The sequence below is a fragment of the Nocardiopsis rhodophaea genome (assembly GCF_039530945.1).
GTDB classification, from domain to species: Bacteria; Actinomycetota; Actinomycetes; order Streptosporangiales; family Streptosporangiaceae; genus Nocardiopsis_C; species Nocardiopsis_C rhodophaea.
In genome coordinates this window covers 303,469-320,243 of sequence record NZ_BAAAPC010000003.1, presented here as the reverse complement: position 1 = coordinate 320,243, position 16,775 = coordinate 303,469, and the positions used below count along the sequence as shown (strand labels likewise).

Sequence of the window (16,775 nt, the reverse complement as noted above, 5' to 3'; positions counted from 1 at the left end):
GGGGATGATCCGTTCCCACTCCACAGTCCTCGCATCCGGATCCTTACCCCAGCACCGGTGGCGTGACGCGGATCGGGAAGTGGAGAGCAGGAACTACACTTCCCAGTCATGACGACTCCGCTGGTTCCCGGGCGCATCTCGCCGCCACGTTCGGTCCCCTCTCGCATCGTGCGGCCGGAGTATGTCGGGAAGAAACACCCGGTCGAGGGGGTGCGCGGGGACATCCAGACCCCCGAGACCATCGAGGCGATGCGGGTGGCCGGGCGCATCGCGGCCCAAGCGCTGGAGGAGGTCGGCAAGCACGTCCGGCCGGGCGTGACCACCGACGAGCTCGACCGCGTCGGACACGAGTTCCTCATCGACCACGGCGCCTACCCGAGCACCCTCGGATACAAGGGCTACCCCAAGTCGCTGTGCTCCTCGCTGAACGAGGTCATCTGCCACGGCATCCCCGACGACACCGTCATCTCCGACGGCGACATCGTCAACATCGACATCACCGCCTACATCAACGGCGTGCACGGGGACACCAACGCCACCTTCCTCGCCGGTGACGTCGACGAGGAGTCGCGGCTGCTGGTCGAGCGGACCCGCGAGGCCACCACGCGCGCCATCAAGGCCTGCCGTCCCGGGCGCCAGATCAGCGTCATCGGCCGCGTCATCGAGTCCTACGCCAAGCGTTTCGGCTATGGCGTCGTGCGCGACTTCACCGGGCACGGCGTCGGCCCCGAGTTCCACTCCGGCCTGGTCATCCCGCACTACGACGACCCGCGCGCGACCGCGGTCATGCAGCCGGGCATGACGTTCACCATCGAGCCGATGATCACCCTCGGCACGATCGAGTACGACCTGTGGGACGACGGCTGGACCGCCGTGACCGCCGACCGCAAGCGCACCGCCCAGTTCGAGCACACCCTCGTCATCACCGAGGACGGGGCCGAGATCCTCACCCTTCCGTAGCGCCTTCGTCGCCGCGGGTCTCACGGCCGCACGCGTCGCGCCCCATCCCCGGGGAAACGGGTGCGGCGGCGGGGCCCCAGGCAATAGGGTCGGGCTCGTGAGGATCCTCATCTCCGCCGATATGGAAGGCGCCACCGGGGTCACCTGGTCCGCGGACGTCGAGCCGGGGACCGAGCAGTGGCAGCGCTGCCGGTCGATGTTCACCTCCGACGTCAATGGCGCCATCGCCGGGTTCTTCGCCGGAGGGGCCACCGAGGTCCTGGTGAACGAGGCCCACGCCACCATGCGCAACCTGCTGCTGGAGCGGCTCGACGAGCGGGCCGAGATGCTCACCGGGCGGCACAAGGACCTGTCCATGGTCGAGGGCGTGCAGCGGGGCGACATCGACGGCGTGGCGTTCCTCGGCTACCACTGCGGCGCCGGGGCGGAGGGCGTCCTCGCCCACACCTACCTGCCCAACTCCATCACCGGGGTGTGGCTCAACGGGCAACCCGCCAGCGAAGGGCGCCTCAACTCCTACGTCGTGGCCGAGTACGGCGCCCCCGTCGTGCTGGTCACCGGCGACGACCGGGCCTGCGCCGACGCCGCGACCTACGCGCCGCGCGCCCGCACGGTCGCCGTCAAGGAATACGTCTCGCGCTACGCGGCCGTCTGCCGCCCGCCGGCCCGCACGTCCGCCGACATCGCCGCCGGGGCCGAGGCGGCGATGGACCTCGCCGGCCGCGTCGACCCCGTCCGCCACGACCCGCTCACCCTTGAGGTCGAGGTCGACGCCGCGCACCTGGCCGGGGCCGCCGCGACCGTCCCCGGTGTCGAGCAGGTCGCCGAGCGGCGGGTCCGCACCACCTCGCCGGACGCCTACGAGATGATCCGCTGCTTCAAAGTCGTCTGCACCCTCATCTCCAACGCGGTGGAGATGCCCTACGGGTAAACACAAAGGACGGCACCGGTCCGGGGGACCGGAGGGGGCACCCGCGCGGGTCCCCGGCGGAGGATAACGACCGGTCGACGAACGGGGGCACGATGGTGCGAGACAACGCCAGCGCCGACGGCGGGGGAGACACCGGGGCGCGGCCGACCGCCGAGGCGGCGGACTGGGCGGTCGTGGACGACGAGGTCGTTCGCTTCACCTCCGAACTTATCGGCATCGACACCACCAACCGCGGCGGCGGCGACGGCCGGGAGCGGCCCGCCGCCGAGTACGTCGCCGAGCGCCTCGGCGAGGCCGGGCTGGGCCCGGCGGTCCTGGAATCGGCCCCCGGCCGCGCCAACGTCGTCGTCCGAGTGAGCGGATCGGACCCGGCGGCACCCGGGCTGCTCGTCCACGGCCACCTCGACGTCGTGCCCGCCGACCCCGCCCAGTGGACCGTGCACCCGTTCTCCGGCGAGGTGCGCGACGGCCTGCTCTGGGGCCGCGGTGCCATCGACATGAAGAACGCCGTCGCCACCATGGTGGCGCTGGTGCGCTCGTGGGCGCGCACCGGACGGCGGCCGCGGCGCGACATCGTGTTCGCCTTCACCGCCGACGAGGAGGGCACCGGCGGCTACGGCGCCGAGTGGCTGGCGCGCGAGCACGCCGGGCTGTTCGAGGGCTGCACCGAGGGCATCGGCGAATCCGGCGCCTACACCTTCCACACTCGCGCCGAGGGGGGCGAGCCCGTGCGGCTGTACCCCATCGGGGCGGGCGAGCGCGGCAGCGCCTGGCTGACGCTCACCGCCAACGGGCGGGCCGGACACGGCGCGAAGCCCAACCACGACAACGCGGTGGGCGCGCTGGCGGCCGCGGTCGCCCGTATCCAGTCCCACCGGTGGCCGGTGCGGCTCACCCCCGTCACCCGGGCCGCCATCACCGAGATCGCGGCGGCCGTCGGGATCAAGACCGACCTCGACGCCACGGACTTCGACCCCGACCGCGACGTCGACACCCTGCTGGAGCGGTTGGGGCCGGCGGCCAACCTGCTGCGTCCCATCGTCCGCAACAGCACCAACCCGACCATGCTGGAGGCCGGTTACAAGGTCAACGTCATCCCCGAGACGGCGACGGCCGGCGTGGACGGCCGCGTCCTGCCCGGCGCCGAGGACGAGTTCCGGGCCACCCTCGACCGCCTCACCGGACCGCGCGTGCGGTGGGACTACCACCACCGCTCCGTTCCGCTGACAGCGCCGGTCGAGTCGCCCACGTACGCGGCGATGCGCGCCGCTCTCCTCGCCCACGACCCCGAAGCACACGTGGTGCCCGTGTGCTTGTCGGGGGGTACCGACGCTAAGCAGTTCTCGGTGCTCGGTATCACCGGTTACGGCTTCACCCCGTTACGGCTCCCGCCCGAGCTGAACTACGGCACGCTCTTCCACGGCGTGGACGAACGCGTTCCCGTGGACGCACTGCGGTTCGGCGCGCGGGTCATGGACCGCTTTCTCACCACCGTCGAGTCATGAAAGCAGGCACCGTTGTCCAAGCGCTCCCTCCCCTTCGGCACCTGGCCCTCGCCCATCACGGCCACCGACCTCGCCCGCCACGAAGGCGCCCCCAACTGGCCCGTCGCGCTGGGGGAGGAGGTCTGGTGGGCCGAGCCGCGACCCAGTGAGTCCGGCCGCGTCGCCCTGTGCCGGACCCGGCTGGACGCTCCCGCCCGCGGCACCGAGACCGTCCTGCCCGCGCCGTGGAACGCGCGCAGCCGCGTGCACGAGTACGGCGGCCGGGCCTACGCGCTCCTCCCCGGCACCACCGGCGCGGCGGTGGTCTTCAGCGAGTTCAGCGACCAGCGGCTCTACCTTCTCGACCCCGGCGCGGGCGGCGAACCCGCCCCACTCACCCCGCCGCCTGACACCCCCAGCGCCCTGCGCTACGTCGAGCCGGTGATCAGCCCGGAGGGCGGCCACGTCCTGTGCGTCCGCGAGGAGCACACTGACGACGCCGAGGCGGGCGTGCGGCGCGCCATCGTCGCGGTTCCCCTCGACGGCTCCGCGGCGGCGGACCCCGACGCCGTCACCGTCGTCGCCGTCGGCCACCACTTCCTGGCCTGCCCCCGGATCTCCCCGGACGGCCGCTTCCTCTCCTGGATCGGCTGGGACCACCCGAACATGCCGTGGGACTCCACCCACCTCAGACTCGCCGAGCTGAGAGACGGCCGCGCCACGGGGACGCGGACCGTCGCGGGCGGGGCGGACGAGGCCGTGGTCCAGGCCGAATGGGCCGACGCCACCACGCTGTACTGCGTCACCGACCCCGACGGCTGGTGGAACCCGCACCGCGTCACCCTGGATGCCGACGGCGCGGTCGCGAGCGGCCCCGACCCCCTCGTCGGCGTCCGCGCCGAGGAGTTCGGCGGCCCGCTGTGGCAGCTCGGCGCGTGCTGGATGACCCCGGTGCCCGACGGCCGCATCGCCGCGGTGCACGGCACGGCCGACACCCGCATGGGGCTGCTGCGCCCCGAGACCGGGGAGATCACCGACGTGGACACGCCGCACACCGAGTGGTCGGGCAAGCTCGCTCTGGCCGGGGCGGACGGCACCACGCTCGTCGGGCTCGCCGCAGCTCCCGACCGCCCGGTGGCCGTGGTCGCCGTCGACCTGCGCGACGGCTCATGGCGCGAGCTGGCCGGGGGCGCCGACGCCGCCACCGGCGCGGTGCCCTTCGCCGACTACCTCCCCCGTCCCGAGGCACGCGTGTTCGCCGGACCGCACGGGCGCGAGGTCCACGCCAACCTCTACCCGCCCTTCCACCCCGAGGTCACCGGCCCCGAAGGGGAAGCGGCGCCCTATGTCGTGTGGGTGCACGGCGGTCCCACCAGCCGGACCCCGATGATCTACGACCAGGAGATCGCCTACTTCACCAGCCGCGGTATCGGCGTGGTCGAGGTCAACTACGGCGGCTCCACCGGGTTCGGCCGCGCCTACCGGGAGCGGCTGCGCGGCAGCTGGGGCGTCGTGGACGTCGAGGACAGTGTGTCCGTCGCACAGGGACTCGTCGATGAGGGGCTGGCCGACCCGGCGCGGCTGGCCATCCGCGGCGGCAGCGCGGGCGGCTTCACCAGCGCCGCCGCGCTCGCCTTCAGCGAGCTCTTCCGGTGCGCCGCGATCCAGTTCCCCATCGTCGACCTGGCCGGGTGGCGCACCGGAGAGACCCACGACTTCGAGTCGCAGTACCCCGAGAGCATCGTCGGCCCCTGGCCGTCGGCCAAGGACGTCTACGCGCGCAACTCGCCGGTGGACCACGCCGAGGACATCACGGCCCCCTTCGTGCTGCTGCAGGGTCTGGAGGACGAGATCTGCCCGCCGGTGCAGTGCGAGCGCTTCCTGTCGCGCATCCGCGGCGTCCCGCACGCGTATCTGACCTTCGAAGGGGAGCAGCACGGCTTCCGCCGCGAGGAGACCATCCGCACCGCCATCGAGGCCGAGCTGTCGCTGTACGCCCAGGTCTTCGGATTCGAGACCGACGTCCCCCGCCTGGAGCTGCGTCCATGACCCGAGCCACCCGGACCACCCGGCCGCCGCGGCTGAGGCCCGGCGACCGGGTGTCGGTCGTCGCTCCCTGCAGCCCCGTCACGCCCGATCGGCTCGACGCCGCGCTGGAGACCGTGCGCGGGTGGGGGCTGGAGGTCGTCTGCGGGACCCACCTGCGCGACCGCCATCCCTCCCTGCCTTACCTGGCCGGACACGACGCCGACCGCGCCGCCGACCTCCAGGCGGCCTGGGCGGACCCCGACACCGCCGCGGTGCTGTGCGCCCGCGGCGGTGACGGCGCGCACCGGACGCTGGACCTGCTGGACTTCGAGGAGCTGCGGCGCGGCCCGGCCAAGCTCCTCGTCGGGTTCAGCGACGTCACCGCGCTGCACGAGGCGTTCGCGGTAGAGCTGGGGACGACCACCCTGCACGGCCCGGTCATCGCGACCCAGTACTTCGTGGAAGACCAGGCGGCCCAGGAGGAGCTGCGGGCCACCCTGTTCGAGCCGGAATCGCGGCTCAAGCTCACCTCGCCCACGGCCGACACCCTCGTCGGCGGCACCGCGCACGGCGTCCTGACCGGCGGCAACCTGAGCCTGCTGTGCGGCGGCCTGGGCGCTCCCTACAGCAGGTCCTCGGCCGCGGGCTGCATCCTGCTGCTGGAGGACATCCGGGAGCACGTCACCAGGATCGACCGGATGCTGACCCAGCTGCTGCGGACCGGCTGGATGCGCGGGGTCGCCGGTGTGGTGCTGGGGTCCTGGACGGAGTGCGAGCCGGGGCCCGAGTCGATCCGCGAGCTGATGCTCGACCGGCTGGCGCCGCTGGGCGTCCCGGTGGTCGGAGAGTTCGGGTTTGGTCACCTCCCCGGACAGCTCACTGTGCCGCTGGGGGCGGGTGCCACGCTGGACGCCGACGCCCGGACCCTGACCCTCGACGAGCCCGCGCTCGCCTGAACCGCGGCGGATCCGGGCTGCTCCGGGGCCTGTGATGGGCCGATCGGCCGTGGTTCGCCACGGCCGATCGCCTCACCTCAGGGAACGCCTACCTACTTTCGGCCTATCCGGACTCTAACCGTGTGGATGATGTGCGCTTAAGGTCGGCCACCCATACTCGGAGAGAGGACGGGAGAGATCGCGAGGCGAAGGGGAGTAGGTGGTCGACATGGTGACGGTCTCAACGCATCGGAACAGTGCATGGCAGTGCGTCGGCGTGGCGGGCGCGACGGGCAGCGCTCCCACCGGGCCGCGGCGCCTTGTTCACCTCGTCCGGGGGGTGCTGGGCGCGATGTTCGACGCCGAGCTGGTGCTCCCCGAAGCCGATCCGCAGGAGGTCCGCACGCTGCTCATCGAGGCCGGGTACCTCGACGCGGCGGCTTTGCCGGGTGAACGGCGCCCGGCACTCATCGCGTTCCAGCTGGCCAACGATCTCCGGGCCGACGGACACGCGGACGGCCGCACGATCTCCGCCCTGGCCAGGGTGGCGCGGCAGCGTCGGGAACTGCGCGAACTCGGTCTCGCCTGATCTCTTCGAGGACTTATCCACCGACACCGACGCGGGCGCGGGGGATTTCCACCCGTCTCCTGTTCCGTCCCCCGCCCCTTTCTCCCAGAACCACCGCACACCGACCCCCGATCCGGCTATCCAAGAAACGCGCGCAGCAGTGCCGCGGTGCCGTCCAGGTGCTCGGCGACCGCCCGTCGCGCGGCATCGGGCTCGCGGGCGCGGACCGCGTCCACGATCGCCCGGTGCTGGCGGCTGCTGTGTTCCAGGTTGCGCGCGAGAATCGGCATCGCGTTGAGCAGGTCGTTGATCCGCATGCGGGTGTCGGCCAGCGCCGAGGACAGCGACGGCGATCCGGTCAGCTCCGCCAGCGTCAGGTGGAAGACCGTGTCGCAGCGGCGGTAGTCGTCGGTCGAGGCGGCATCCACCTCAGCCAGGCGGGCAAGCAGCAGCTCCTCCTGCTCCGCGGTGAGCCCGGCCGTGGCCAGCCGGACCGCCGCGCCGACCTCCAGCGCCTCGCGGAAGACGAACAGGTCGTCCAGTGAACCGTCCATGCGGGCGAGCAGCCGCTGGGCCTCCGCCTTGCTCGGCCGGGGCGGAACATAGGTGACGAACGTGCCGCCGAACCGGCCGCGCCGCGACTCGACATAGCCGGACTCCTGCAGTGCGCGGATGGCCTCGCGGAGGGTGATCCGGCTGACCCCCAGGCGGCTCGCGAGCTCGCGCTCGGGAGGAAACCGCTCGCCGCGGGCCACGACCCCGAGCTTGATCGCGGACAGCAGGCGCTCGACGGTCTCCTCGAACGCGTTACCGGCCCGCACCGCCCGGAAGACGGCGTCGGCCGCCGGTTCTCCGAACTCACCGGTGGACCTGGCCTCCGGCTCGGACACGCTCACCTCGATCCCCGCTCTGCTCCACGTCGCGGCTTATGGACGACACCACTCTATTGGGAGGTCCCGGCGCACCACCGCCACCCACCTGCGTGGAATGATCGAACCATGGCAGAACAGAAGAACCCCCACGACCTCCCGGACGTCAGCGGCCTGTCGGTGGCGGTGCTGGGCGGCACCGGCGACCAGGGCCGGGGCCTGGCCCGGCGCTTCGCGCTGGCCGGACACGACGTCATCATCGGCTCCCGCAGCGCGGAGCGCGCCCAGACCGCGGCCGAGGGCCTGGGCGCCGACCTCGGAGTGCGCGGGGCGGACAACGCCGCGGCGGCGGAGCGGGGCGACATCGTCATCGTGGCCGTTCCCTGGGACGGCCACAAGGAGCTGCTGGAGGCCCTGGCCGACCAGCTGGCCGACAAGATCGTCGTCGACTGCGTGAACCCCCTCGGCTTCGACAAGAAGGGCCCCTACGCCCTGGCCGTGGAGGAGGGCAGCGCCGCGCAGCAGGCCGAGGCCGTCCTGCCGCGCAGCCGCGTCGTGGGCGCGTTCCACCACGTCTCGGCCGTCACCCTGCTCGACCCGGAGGTCGACAAGATCGACCTCGACGTCCTCGTGCTCGGTGACGACCGCGAGGCCACCGACATCGTGCGGGCCCTGGCGAGCCGCATCGCGGGCGTCCGCGGCATCTACGGCGGCCGTCTGCGCAACGCCCACCAGGTCGAGGCGTTCACGGCCAACATCATCGCCATCAACCGCCGCTACAAGGCCCACGCCGGGCTGCGCATCACCGACGTGTGATCTCGCACGCGATAGACGACACCGGGGCGGCGGTGGCCATCGCCGCCCCGGTCCGCCGCGTCGTGTCACTGGTGCCGTCCCTGACCGAGGCGGTCGCGCTGACGGCGCCCGATCTCCTGGTCGGGGCGACCGACTGGTGCTCCCATCCGCCCGACCTGGACGTGGTGCGGGTACGCGGCACCAAGAACCCCGATGTCGAACGCGTCATCGGGCTCCGCCCGGACCTCGCGCTCGCCAACTTCGAGGAGAACCGCCCGGCCGACCTGGACGCGCTGCGCGCCGCCGGGGTCCCCGTCTGGGTGACGGTCATCCGCACGTTGCCCGAGGCACTGGAGAGCCTGGAACGGATGCTGGCGGCCTGCGGCGCGGTCCCGCCGCACTGGTTGGGGGAGGCCCGCACGGCCTGGTCCGGCCTTCTCGACGCACCGCCCCCACCACGATTCCGGGCGATCGTCCCGGTGTGGCGCCGGCCGTGGATGGTCCTCGGCCGCGGCACGTTCGCGGGGGACGTGCTCGCCCGGCTCGGTGTCGCCAACCTCTACGCCGACGCCGCCGAGCGCTATCCGAAGGTTCCGCTGGACGAACTTACCGGCACCGACGCCGACCTGGTCGTGCTCCCGGACGAGCCCTACGCGTTCACCGCCACCGACGGCCCCGAGGCCTTCCCGAACCTCCCTGCGGCACTCGTCAGCGGCCGCCACCTCACCTGGTACGGCCCCTCCCTCGCCCGAGCTCGGAAGGTCCTTACTTGTGCGCTTGAGAGGGCGTGAATTTTGTGAGAGCCCAACTTGGCCAATGATTCGGCCACACTTCGGTGACCGGCCAAGGAAGTTGGCCAAATTGGCTAAGTTGGCGGTATCTTCGTCGGTATGAGCGCAGAACCTGTGGAACTGAGTGTTGCGAAAGCCCGCGACCACTTTTCTGATGCGGTCAACCGAGCGGCGTTCGGCGGCGAGGTCACCTACGTGACGCGTGGGCGCACGCATGAGCGTGCCGCCGCCATCGTGCCGATCGAGCTGGTCGAGGCCTACGAGGACCTCATCGATCGTGAGGACGGTCGGATTGCTCAACAGCGTTGGGAGGAGATTCGTGCGGGCCGAGCTGAACCCGTCCCTGCTGATGACGTAGCTAGGGAACTGGATCTGTGAGCGACGATAACCCCATCGTCTACCACGTCGCGTACGACAGCTTGGCGCGGAAGGAGCTCTCCAGACTCGATAAGTCATCCGCACGCCGAGTGCATGCGGCTGTTCTGGCTTTGGCGAAAGATCCGCGCCCCCGCGGATGTCGTCAGCTGAAGGGTTACCCCGGGATGTGGCGCAGCCGAGTAGGTGGGTATCGGGTGGTGTACAGGATCGATGACGGTCGCCTCACTGTTTTGGCACTGCGTGTCGCGCATCGACGCGAGGTGTTTCGGAAGTATTGAGTGGCTGTGTGAGGCGAGACACGTGCCGATCCACGATTCAGACGCTGATGGGGGTTCAGGGGTACCCCTGAACCCCCATGGTTCTTTCTACAGCCAGCTCTTGAGCTTCTCGATGAGCTTGACCGGGTCGCCGCCGACCGGGGTGACGTTGAGGTGCGTGACACCGGCCGCCCGGAACGCCTCGACGCGCTCGCGGACATGGGACTCGGGGCCGCAGAGGTTGGTGAGCTCGACCATCTCGTCCGGGACCGCCGCCGCGGCCTCGTCCTTCTTGCCGTCGAGGTAGAGGTCCTGGATCTTCTCGGCGGCCTCCTCGTAGCCGTAGCGGCGGGCCAGGGAGTTGTAGAAGTTCTTGCCCTTGGCGCCCATGCCGCCGACGTAGAGGGCGATCATCGGGCGGGTGAAGTCGGCGAGTTTGCGGGTCTCCTCGCCCTCGCCGATGGCGAGCAGGCCTCCGGCGGAGATTTCCAGTTCGCCCAGCTTGGGGTCGCGCTTGGCCTTGCCCGCGGCCAGTGCGTCGCCCCAGATCTCGTTGGCCTTCTCCGGGATGAACAGGTGCGGCAGCCACCCCTCGGCGATCTCGGCGGTCATCTGCACGTTCTTCTCGCCGAGCGCGGCCACGTAGATCGGCACGGAGCTGCGCACCGGGTGGTTGATCATCTTCAGCGGCTTGCCCAGCCCGGTGCCCTGGTCGGGCGGGAGCGGGAGGGTGAAGATCTTGCCGTCGTGGGTGAGCCGCTCCTCGCGCGCCCACACCTTGCGGCAGATTTCCACGACCTCGCGGGTGCGGGCGAGCGGCTTGGTGTAGGGGACGCCGTGCCACCCCTCGATCACCTGCGGGCCGCTGGCGCCCAGTCCGAGGACGGCGCGGCCGTCGGACAGGTAGTCCAGCCCGGCCGCCGTCTGCGCGATCAGGGACGGGGTGCGCGAGTACAGCGGGAGGATGGCCGAACCGATCTGGACGCGCTCGGTGCGCGCCGCGATGTAGCCCATGAGCGTGGGGCTGTCGTAGCCGTAGACCTCGGCGACCCACACGGTGTCCAGGCCGGCCTTTTCGAGCTCGACAACCTGGTCGACGGCGGGTTTGGGCTCACCGGCGTATTGCAGCGGCATGGAGATGCGCATCGTGCCTCCGTTGGTCGGACCTCCTGATGTGACGCACTCTACTACCGAGTAACGTTCGGTTGCCTGTTCGGGTGCCCGTCGCCTACGGCGCCGCATGACCAGTGGCGTGCGTAAACGCGACCGCCCGGGCCGGTCAGGGCCGGACCCGGGCGCGACATGCGACGCTGCTCCTCGGAGGAATCAGGAGGAGTAGGAGTGCTCCTTGTCCGGGAAGGTGCCCGCGACGACCTCTTCCGCGAAGCTCTTGGCCGCCTCGGTGAGCGACGCGTTCAGGTCGGCGAAGGTCTTGACGAACTTGGCCACGTGCGGGCTGAGCCCGGCCATGTCCTGCCAGACCAGCACCTGGGCGTCGGTCACCGCGCCGGCGCCGATGCCGATCGTGGGGATCGACAGCTGCTCGGTGACGGTGGCGGCGAGGTCGGTCGGAACGCACTCCAGGACCACGGCGAAGGCGCCCGCGTGCTCCAGTTCCTTGGCGTCGGCAAGCAGGTCCGCCCCAGCTTCGCCGCGCCCCTGGACGCGGTAGCCGCCCAGCGTGTTGACCGACTGCGGGGTCAGCCCGAGGTGGCCCATCACCGGGATCCCGGCCGCGACCAGGGTCTCGACCTGGCGGACGACCCTCCGGCCGCCCTCCAGCTTGACGGCCTGGGCGCCGCCCTCCTTCATGAAGCGCGCCGCCGTGGTCAGGGCCTGCTCCGGCGACGCCTGGTAGGAACCGAAGGGAAGGTCGCCGACGATCATCGCCCGCTTTGTGGAACGGGCGACCGACGCGGTGAGGGGCAGCAGCTCGTCGACGGTGACCGGGACGGTGGTGTCGTAGCCGTAGACGACGTTCGCGGCGGAGTCGCCGACGAGGAGGACGGGGATACCGGCCTCATCGAAGATGCGCGCGGTGAGCGCGTCGTAGGCGGTCAGCATCGGCCAGCGTTCGCCGTGCTCTTTGGCCCGCCCGATGTCGCGTACGGTCACGCGACGGGTGCTGGCGCCCCCGTACAGGGAGGCTGTGGACGTAGTGGTGCTCATGTGCGTTCCTCCGGTGTCTCGAAGCGCCTCGCGGCGTCCCCGGACGTTGTAGGTAACGGTTCCGGCGGCGTGGCGCCGCCGGTACAGCCATCATCGCACGGCGGCCCTATGGCCGTTCCGTCGAGGCATAACCATCGCGTATCCCCACGTCATCCCGGATGAGCACCGGCGTATTCCCGATCTTCGATGGGGCAGGCGCCACAGGGATACCGAGTTGCGAAACGATACCGTCTCGTATTGCAATGGAGGACGTCCGACTCACACCGATTTGCGGAGGCCACGTGGATCCGACTGTGGCGCACAAGCGCCGCTGGGCCATTCTCGGCGTACTCGTCATCAGCCTGTTAGTGGTGGTCCTGGACAACACCGTCCTGAATGTCGCGCTGCGGGTGATCTCCGATCCGGACGAGGGCCTCGGCGCCAGCCAGAGCCAGCTGGCATGGGCGATCAACTCCTACACGCTCGTGTTCGCCGGACTGCTGTTCACCTGCGGTGTCATCGGCGACCGGTTCGGTCGCAAGCGCACCCTGCTGATCGGCCTGGCCGTCTTCGGCCTGGGCTCCCTCGCGTCGGCCTATGCGCAGTCGCCCGACCAGCTCATCTGGGCGCGCGTGGTGATGGGACTGGGCGGCGCGGCCGTCATGCCGCAGACACTGTCCATCATCACCAACGTCTTCCCGAGCGAGGAGCGCTCCCGGGCCATCGGAATCTGGGCGGGCGCGGTCGGGCTCGCACTGGGCATCGGACCGCCGGTGGGCGGGCTGCTGCTGGAGCACTTCTGGTGGGGCTCGGTGTTCCTGATCAACGTGCCGATCGTCGTCCTCGGCATGGTGCTGCTGGTGGTCCTGGCCCCAGAATCCCGCAACGAGACCGCCGGAGGACTCGACCCGCTCGGCGTGCTGCTGTCGATCGTCGGCCTGGTGCTGCTCGTCTACGGCATCATCACCGCGGGGGAGCGCAGCTCCCTGACCGACATCGACGTCGCGGGGGCCATCCTGGGCGGGATCGTCGTCCTGGTCCTGTTCGTCATCCACGAGGCGCGCAGCGACCACCCCGCGCTCAACGTCCGGCTGTTCCGCAACCCCCAGATGTCCGTCGCGATCGTGGCCATCATGATGATGTTCTTCGCGATGGCCGGGGTGATGTTCTTCATCAGCTTCTATTGGCAGAGCGTGCGCGAGTTCACCCCTCTGCAGGCCGGGCTGCTGGTCCTCCCGATCGCAGCGGCGCAGGTCATCGTCGCTCCCCTCAGCCCCACGCTGGTCGGCAAGTTCGGCCCCAAGGCGGTCGGCACGGTCGGCGTGCTGCTGATGGTGGGCGTCCTCGGCTTCTACTCGACGCTGGGCCTGAACACCCCGGTCTGGTTCATCGAGCTCGCCTTCTTCCTGCAGGGCTGCGGGATGGCGATGGTCATGACGCCGGCCACGTCGTCGATCATGGCGGCGGTCCCACCGGAGCAGGCCGGAGCGGCTTCGGCCGTGCAGAACACCGTCCGGCAGGTAGCCACGGCCATGGGAGTGGCCGTTCTCGGTGCGGTCATCTCCACCATCTACCGTTCGAGCATGAGCCCGCGCCTCTCCGACCTGCCCCTGTCCCCGGAGGCCCGGCACACCGCGGGCGAGTCGATCGAGGGGACGATGGGTCTGGTCGGACGACTCGGCTCGGAGGGCCAGGCCCTGGTGGCCCCCGCCAAGGACGCGTTCCTGTCCGGTATGCACCTGGCGGCCCTGTGCTCCATGTCCATCGGGCTGGTGTGCCTGGTCATCGTCGCGGTCTGGCTGCCCCGGCGCGTCGGACGCGCCGAAGGCGGCGCGCACGGGGGCCGCGACGAGGCGCCCGCTCCGATCGGGCAGAGTAAGGAGGCACTGGACTCCCGTGGCTCCGACCGGCCCCCCGAACGGATCCGCACCGGATCGAGCGAGTGAGAAGATCATGGACCCGACAGCCTGCCCGCCCCGCGGTCGACCCCGCAGCGTCAAGGCCGACGACGCCATCCTCTCCGCGGCCCTGGACCTGCTGGCCGAGCGGAAGGACGTCGCCGGGATATCGGTCGAGGCGATCGCTGCCCGCGCAGGAGTGGGCAAGGCCACCATCTACCGCCGCTGGCCGGGGAAGGTCGAGCTGTTCACCGACGCCGTGGCTACGCTGCGCTCCCCGCTACCCGAACTCGGCGTCGGCAGCGCACGCGACGACCTGGTGAAGATCGTGGCGCAGATCTGCGACGAAATGGACAGCCCGCTGCAGCAGGCCATCAACACGCTGATGATGAGCGACACCCACCCCGAGATCGGGAAGCGGGTCAAACAGCAGGTGGTGGCCCCTCGGCACGAAGCCGTGTTCCGAGCGATCGAGCGGGGCATCGAACGAGGCGAGCTGCGCCCCGGGCTGGAGCCCACCACCGTGCTGTACCTGCTGGTCGGGGGCGCGCTGACCTACGCCCGCAACGCCACCGATGTTGCCCCTGAACAGTGCGCCGAGCAGCTGGTGGACACGGTGTGCCAGGGCATCTACCAGCAGAACGCCGACGACCGGATCGGCGTGTGACCACCGCCCGGAACGGCACGGGGGCCCGTCCCGGGCGGTCGCTCCCTTGCTCAAACGTCGGTTTCGACGTTCAGCAGTCGGACTATCAGAGACGCGAGTGCGAGCGCACGCGTGCCCTCGGGGGTCTCATCGAATCCGGTGATGATCCACTCGGCGGTGCGGTCCTCATGAATGTCGATCTCGGCCTTGAAGCCGCTGTGAGGACTTGACGCCTCGATGTGGGCGGGGTCGCGCGGGTCGGGGTCTTCGACCTCCAGCCCTGCCGTTGCCAGTAGGTTGCGGACGGTCTCGGTGTAGCGGTCGAACTGGCTCTCACTGAGCCACTCGGGGGCCTCCCCGTCGATTGAGGTGTCGACGTTGCCCCAGTCCTGGGGGACAATCGGGGCCGGGAGTGCGTGGACATCTGGCATGGATGGATCCCCTCTCCTGAGGAAGACACCGCCCGAGGCGTACCTGAGAGGGCAAACTCATTTCAGCGCCCCGGGCGGTGTTCTGTTTGGACGTGGCAGGTCGAGCTGCTCGCGAAGCCTCTGGGCCGATTGACCTTTTGTGTGACCTGAACCACGTAGTTGCTAGAGTGGCACCCATCAGAGGCTGGCGCAAGGATTAGGGCAATATTGCCCCAACGATTTCGAGGAGACCATCGTGGTGGCGAGATCGACCGCTACCCTGCGAGGGCAGTGGCTGGGCAAGATGCTCAAGGAGTTGCGCGAAGAGAACCGGCTCACCCTCAAGGATGCGGCGGAGCACCTGGACAAGAAGGCTTCTTCCCTGAGTCGCTTCGAAGCCGGTCTACTCACGATCAGTAGATCCGATGTCGAGAGGCTCATCGACCTCTACGGGGTTGACGGAGAACACCAGCGCACAGCCCTACTGCGGCTCGCTGAGGAGATCACGCAGACCGGCTGGTGGGACAAATATGCCAAGGACATCTCGCGGACGATCGATTACGTCTGGCTGGAGAACCGCTCGGATCGGATCCGAACCTTTAACCCCTTGGTCGTCAATGGCCTAGCCCAGACATCTCAGTACGCCGAAGCGATTTTGGCCGAGTGGCACCCTGAAGCGTCGAAGCAGCAGGTGGAGCGCTGGCTATCGGTCCGTATGAGACGGCAGCAGATTCTGACGGGGGATGATCCGGTTGCGATGACCATGATCCTCGATGAGGCGGTTCTTCGGCGCCCAGTTGGAAGCAGGGATGTGATGCTGGGGCAGCTGCGTCACCTTACGAGACTGTCTCAGCGCCCTAACATGCAGATCCGTATCGTGCCGTTCTCTGCTGGTAGCTATCCCTTCAAAGCGTGTGACGCCACGCTGTTCAAGCTACCCGACCCCTTCCCGGAGATCGTGTGTGTGGAGAGCGCTGCAGGCACGAACTTCCTTGAGGGGGAAGACGTCACTCAGGTTTCCGGGCTGTACCGTCGCTTGGAGGGCAAATGCCTCAGTGCGGATGATTCCGTCGCATTTCTCACGGCGGTGGAAGAGGAGTTGTCATGACAGGCGTGCGGCCCAACGGAAGTGATGCCGACTGGCACATTAGTAGCTACAGCTCAAGTACTTCAGGTGACTGTGTGGAGGCCGGACCGCTGACTGACGGCTCGGCGCGCTTCGCCGTGCGCGACTCGCGGCACCGAGACCTGGGCTGCCTGACCTTCACCGCACCTGAGTGGGCGGCCTTCCTCGCTGGCGTGGCGGTGGAGGACTCCTAGGACCGACCGCGTACACAAGTCAGTGGAGGTGCGCCGACTGAGGGCAGTCTCGGGTGGAGGCGGAAAACCTGCTCCATGCTTGAGAGGCCGAGTTTCCCGTCCGGGAAAACATTCGTCCTTGCCAGACTCGATGGGCACTGTCTACGGTCAGTTCAGGTGACCACATCGAGGCGGATCGAGGGTCCATGCTTCGGCTCAAGCGGATTGACGGAACCTGCCGAAACGGAACGTGCCCGACCATCTATGCGACTGACCGAGGAACGTATGTCGTTCAGGGGTATGTCGTTAGACAAGGTGAAGTATCAGGGCAGTTGAATCTTCCTGAGGGGGAAGCCGCTGTCGAGATTCCTGGGGAAC

Annotated in this window: 18 protein-coding genes; 14 read left to right on the top strand and 4 right to left on the bottom strand. The window is 69.6% G+C overall.

The genetic code is table 11. The features are described 5' to 3' along the window. Nucleotides 1-108 precede the first annotated feature (108 nt). From map to ABD259_RS05035, 6 genes are all read left to right on the top strand, one after another. Entirely contained in the window at nucleotides 109-960 is an 852-nt protein-coding gene (gene map / locus ABD259_RS05060; RefSeq protein ID WP_344108984.1) for a type I methionyl aminopeptidase, read from the top strand. A gap of 97 nt (nucleotides 961-1,057) precedes the next feature. Next, the gene (locus ABD259_RS05055; RefSeq protein WP_344108982.1) at nucleotides 1,058-1,891 is read left to right on the top strand and encodes a M55 family metallopeptidase; all 834 of its coding nucleotides are present in this window, start codon (nucleotides 1,058-1,060) and stop codon (nucleotides 1,889-1,891) included. Nucleotides 1,892-1,983: 92 nt separating this feature from the next. Then, nucleotides 1,984-3,396: a M20/M25/M40 family metallo-hydrolase gene (locus ABD259_RS05050; RefSeq protein ID WP_344160460.1), complete on the top strand. Its 1,413-nt coding sequence runs from the start codon at nucleotides 1,984-1,986 to the stop codon at nucleotides 3,394-3,396. Between the two features lie 12 nt (nucleotides 3,397-3,408). Then, nucleotides 3,409-5,424 carry a prolyl oligopeptidase family serine peptidase gene (locus tag ABD259_RS05045; RefSeq protein ID WP_344160457.1) on the top strand — a complete coding sequence of 672 codons (2,016 nt, stop codon included), beginning with the start codon at nucleotides 3,409-3,411 and terminating at the stop codon, nucleotides 5,422-5,424. After that, a complete protein-coding gene (locus ABD259_RS05040) occupies nucleotides 5,421-6,359 on the top strand; it encodes a S66 peptidase family protein (protein WP_344108976.1) in 939 nt (312 codons plus the stop codon). The genes ABD259_RS05045 and ABD259_RS05040 overlap by 4 nt, the downstream gene beginning before the upstream one ends. A 208-nt stretch (nucleotides 6,360-6,567) precedes the next feature. Further along, nucleotides 6,568-6,927, top strand: coding sequence for a hypothetical protein (locus ABD259_RS05035; RefSeq protein ID WP_344108974.1), 360 nt, complete (start codon nucleotides 6,568-6,570; stop codon nucleotides 6,925-6,927). Between the two features lie 116 nt (nucleotides 6,928-7,043). Here ABD259_RS05035 and ABD259_RS05030 read toward each other — a convergent pair whose 3' ends face one another. Beyond that, nucleotides 7,044-7,796, bottom strand: coding sequence for a FadR/GntR family transcriptional regulator (locus ABD259_RS05030; protein ID WP_344108972.1), 753 nt, complete (start codon nucleotides 7,794-7,796; stop codon nucleotides 7,044-7,046). Nucleotides 7,797-7,904: 108 nt separating this feature from the next. On the opposite strand from ABD259_RS05030, the gene npdG reads away from it, so the two are divergent. The 4 genes from npdG (at nucleotide 7,905) to ABD259_RS05010 (ending at nucleotide 10,017) form a co-directional block, all read left to right on the top strand. Continuing rightward, a complete protein-coding gene (gene npdG / locus ABD259_RS05025; protein ID WP_344108971.1) occupies nucleotides 7,905-8,591 on the top strand; it encodes an NADPH-dependent F420 reductase in 687 nt (228 codons plus the stop codon). After that, the gene (locus tag ABD259_RS05020; protein WP_344108970.1) at nucleotides 8,588-9,361 is read left to right on the top strand and encodes a helical backbone metal receptor; all 774 of its coding nucleotides are present in this window, start codon (nucleotides 8,588-8,590) and stop codon (nucleotides 9,359-9,361) included. The genes npdG and ABD259_RS05020 overlap by 4 nt, the downstream gene beginning before the upstream one ends. A 99-nt stretch (nucleotides 9,362-9,460) precedes the next feature. Beyond that, the gene (locus tag ABD259_RS05015) at nucleotides 9,461-9,739 is read left to right on the top strand and encodes an antitoxin of toxin-antitoxin stability system (protein ID WP_344108969.1); all 279 of its coding nucleotides are present in this window, start codon (nucleotides 9,461-9,463) and stop codon (nucleotides 9,737-9,739) included. Continuing rightward, nucleotides 9,736-10,017: a type II toxin-antitoxin system RelE family toxin gene (locus ABD259_RS05010; RefSeq protein WP_344160454.1), complete on the top strand. Its 282-nt coding sequence runs from the start codon at nucleotides 9,736-9,738 to the stop codon at nucleotides 10,015-10,017. The genes ABD259_RS05015 and ABD259_RS05010 overlap by 4 nt, the downstream gene beginning before the upstream one ends. Nucleotides 10,018-10,104: 87 nt before the next feature. Here ABD259_RS05010 and ABD259_RS05005 read toward each other — a convergent pair whose 3' ends face one another. Together ABD259_RS05005 and panB are read right to left on the bottom strand one after the other, a co-directional pair. Beyond that, complete coding sequence (locus ABD259_RS05005) at nucleotides 10,105-11,142, bottom strand: LLM class F420-dependent oxidoreductase (RefSeq protein ID WP_344108966.1); 1,038 nt, start codon at nucleotides 11,140-11,142, stop codon at nucleotides 10,105-10,107. A gap of 180 nt (nucleotides 11,143-11,322) precedes the next feature. Further along, nucleotides 11,323-12,165, bottom strand: a complete 843-nt coding sequence (panB, locus tag ABD259_RS05000) for a 3-methyl-2-oxobutanoate hydroxymethyltransferase (RefSeq protein ID WP_344108964.1) — start codon at nucleotides 12,163-12,165, stop codon at nucleotides 11,323-11,325. Between the two features lie 281 nt (nucleotides 12,166-12,446). Between panB and ABD259_RS04995 the strand changes: the two genes are divergently transcribed. Next, nucleotides 12,447-14,090, top strand: a complete 1,644-nt coding sequence (locus ABD259_RS04995) for an MFS transporter (protein ID WP_344160451.1) — start codon at nucleotides 12,447-12,449, stop codon at nucleotides 14,088-14,090. Nucleotides 14,091-14,097: 7 nt separating this feature from the next. After that, complete coding sequence (locus ABD259_RS04990) at nucleotides 14,098-14,709, top strand: TetR/AcrR family transcriptional regulator (RefSeq protein WP_344160448.1); 612 nt, start codon at nucleotides 14,098-14,100, stop codon at nucleotides 14,707-14,709. A gap of 50 nt (nucleotides 14,710-14,759) precedes the next feature. On the opposite strand, the gene ABD259_RS04985 is transcribed toward ABD259_RS04990, so the two are convergent. After that, entirely contained in the window at nucleotides 14,760-15,119 is a 360-nt protein-coding gene (locus ABD259_RS04985) for a hypothetical protein (protein ID WP_344160445.1), read from the bottom strand. A gap of 238 nt (nucleotides 15,120-15,357) precedes the next feature. On the opposite strand from ABD259_RS04985, the gene ABD259_RS04980 reads away from it, so the two are divergent. Beyond that, nucleotides 15,358-16,206, top strand: a complete 849-nt coding sequence (locus ABD259_RS04980) for a helix-turn-helix domain-containing protein (RefSeq protein WP_344160442.1) — start codon at nucleotides 15,358-15,360, stop codon at nucleotides 16,204-16,206. After that, complete coding sequence (locus ABD259_RS04975) at nucleotides 16,203-16,418, top strand: DUF397 domain-containing protein (protein WP_344160439.1); 216 nt, start codon at nucleotides 16,203-16,205, stop codon at nucleotides 16,416-16,418. Before ABD259_RS04980 ends, ABD259_RS04975 begins: the two co-directional genes overlap by 4 nt. The last annotated feature ends 357 nt before the right edge of the window (nucleotides 16,419-16,775 follow it).

What these genes read in the sequence shown, in the direction of transcription:
- map (WP_344108984.1), top strand. Translation starts at nt 109, where the DNA reads ATGACGACTCCGCTGGTTCCCGGGCGCATCTCGCCGCCACGTTCGGTC.
- ABD259_RS05050 (WP_344160460.1), top strand. Translation starts at nt 1,984, where the DNA reads ATGGTGCGAGACAACGCCAGCGCCGACGGCGGGGGAGACACCGGGGCG.
- ABD259_RS05040 (WP_344108976.1), top strand. Translation starts at nt 5,421, where the DNA reads ATGACCCGAGCCACCCGGACCACCCGGCCGCCGCGGCTGAGGCCCGGC.
- ABD259_RS05035 (WP_344108974.1), top strand. Translation starts at nt 6,568, where the DNA reads ATGGTGACGGTCTCAACGCATCGGAACAGTGCATGGCAGTGCGTCGGC.
- npdG (WP_344108971.1), top strand. Translation starts at nt 7,905, where the DNA reads ATGGCAGAACAGAAGAACCCCCACGACCTCCCGGACGTCAGCGGCCTG.
- ABD259_RS05015 (WP_344108969.1), top strand. Translation starts at nt 9,461, where the DNA reads ATGAGCGCAGAACCTGTGGAACTGAGTGTTGCGAAAGCCCGCGACCAC.
- ABD259_RS05005 (WP_344108966.1), bottom strand. Translation starts at nt 11,142, where the DNA reads ATGCGCATCTCCATGCCGCTGCAATACGCCGGTGAGCCCAAACCCGCC.
- panB (WP_344108964.1), bottom strand. Translation starts at nt 12,165, where the DNA reads ATGAGCACCACTACGTCCACAGCCTCCCTGTACGGGGGCGCCAGCACC.
- ABD259_RS04990 (WP_344160448.1), top strand. Translation starts at nt 14,098, where the DNA reads ATGGACCCGACAGCCTGCCCGCCCCGCGGTCGACCCCGCAGCGTCAAG.
- ABD259_RS04985 (WP_344160445.1), bottom strand. Translation starts at nt 15,119, where the DNA reads ATGCCAGATGTCCACGCACTCCCGGCCCCGATTGTCCCCCAGGACTGG.
- ABD259_RS04975 (WP_344160439.1), top strand. Translation starts at nt 16,203, where the DNA reads ATGACAGGCGTGCGGCCCAACGGAAGTGATGCCGACTGGCACATTAGT.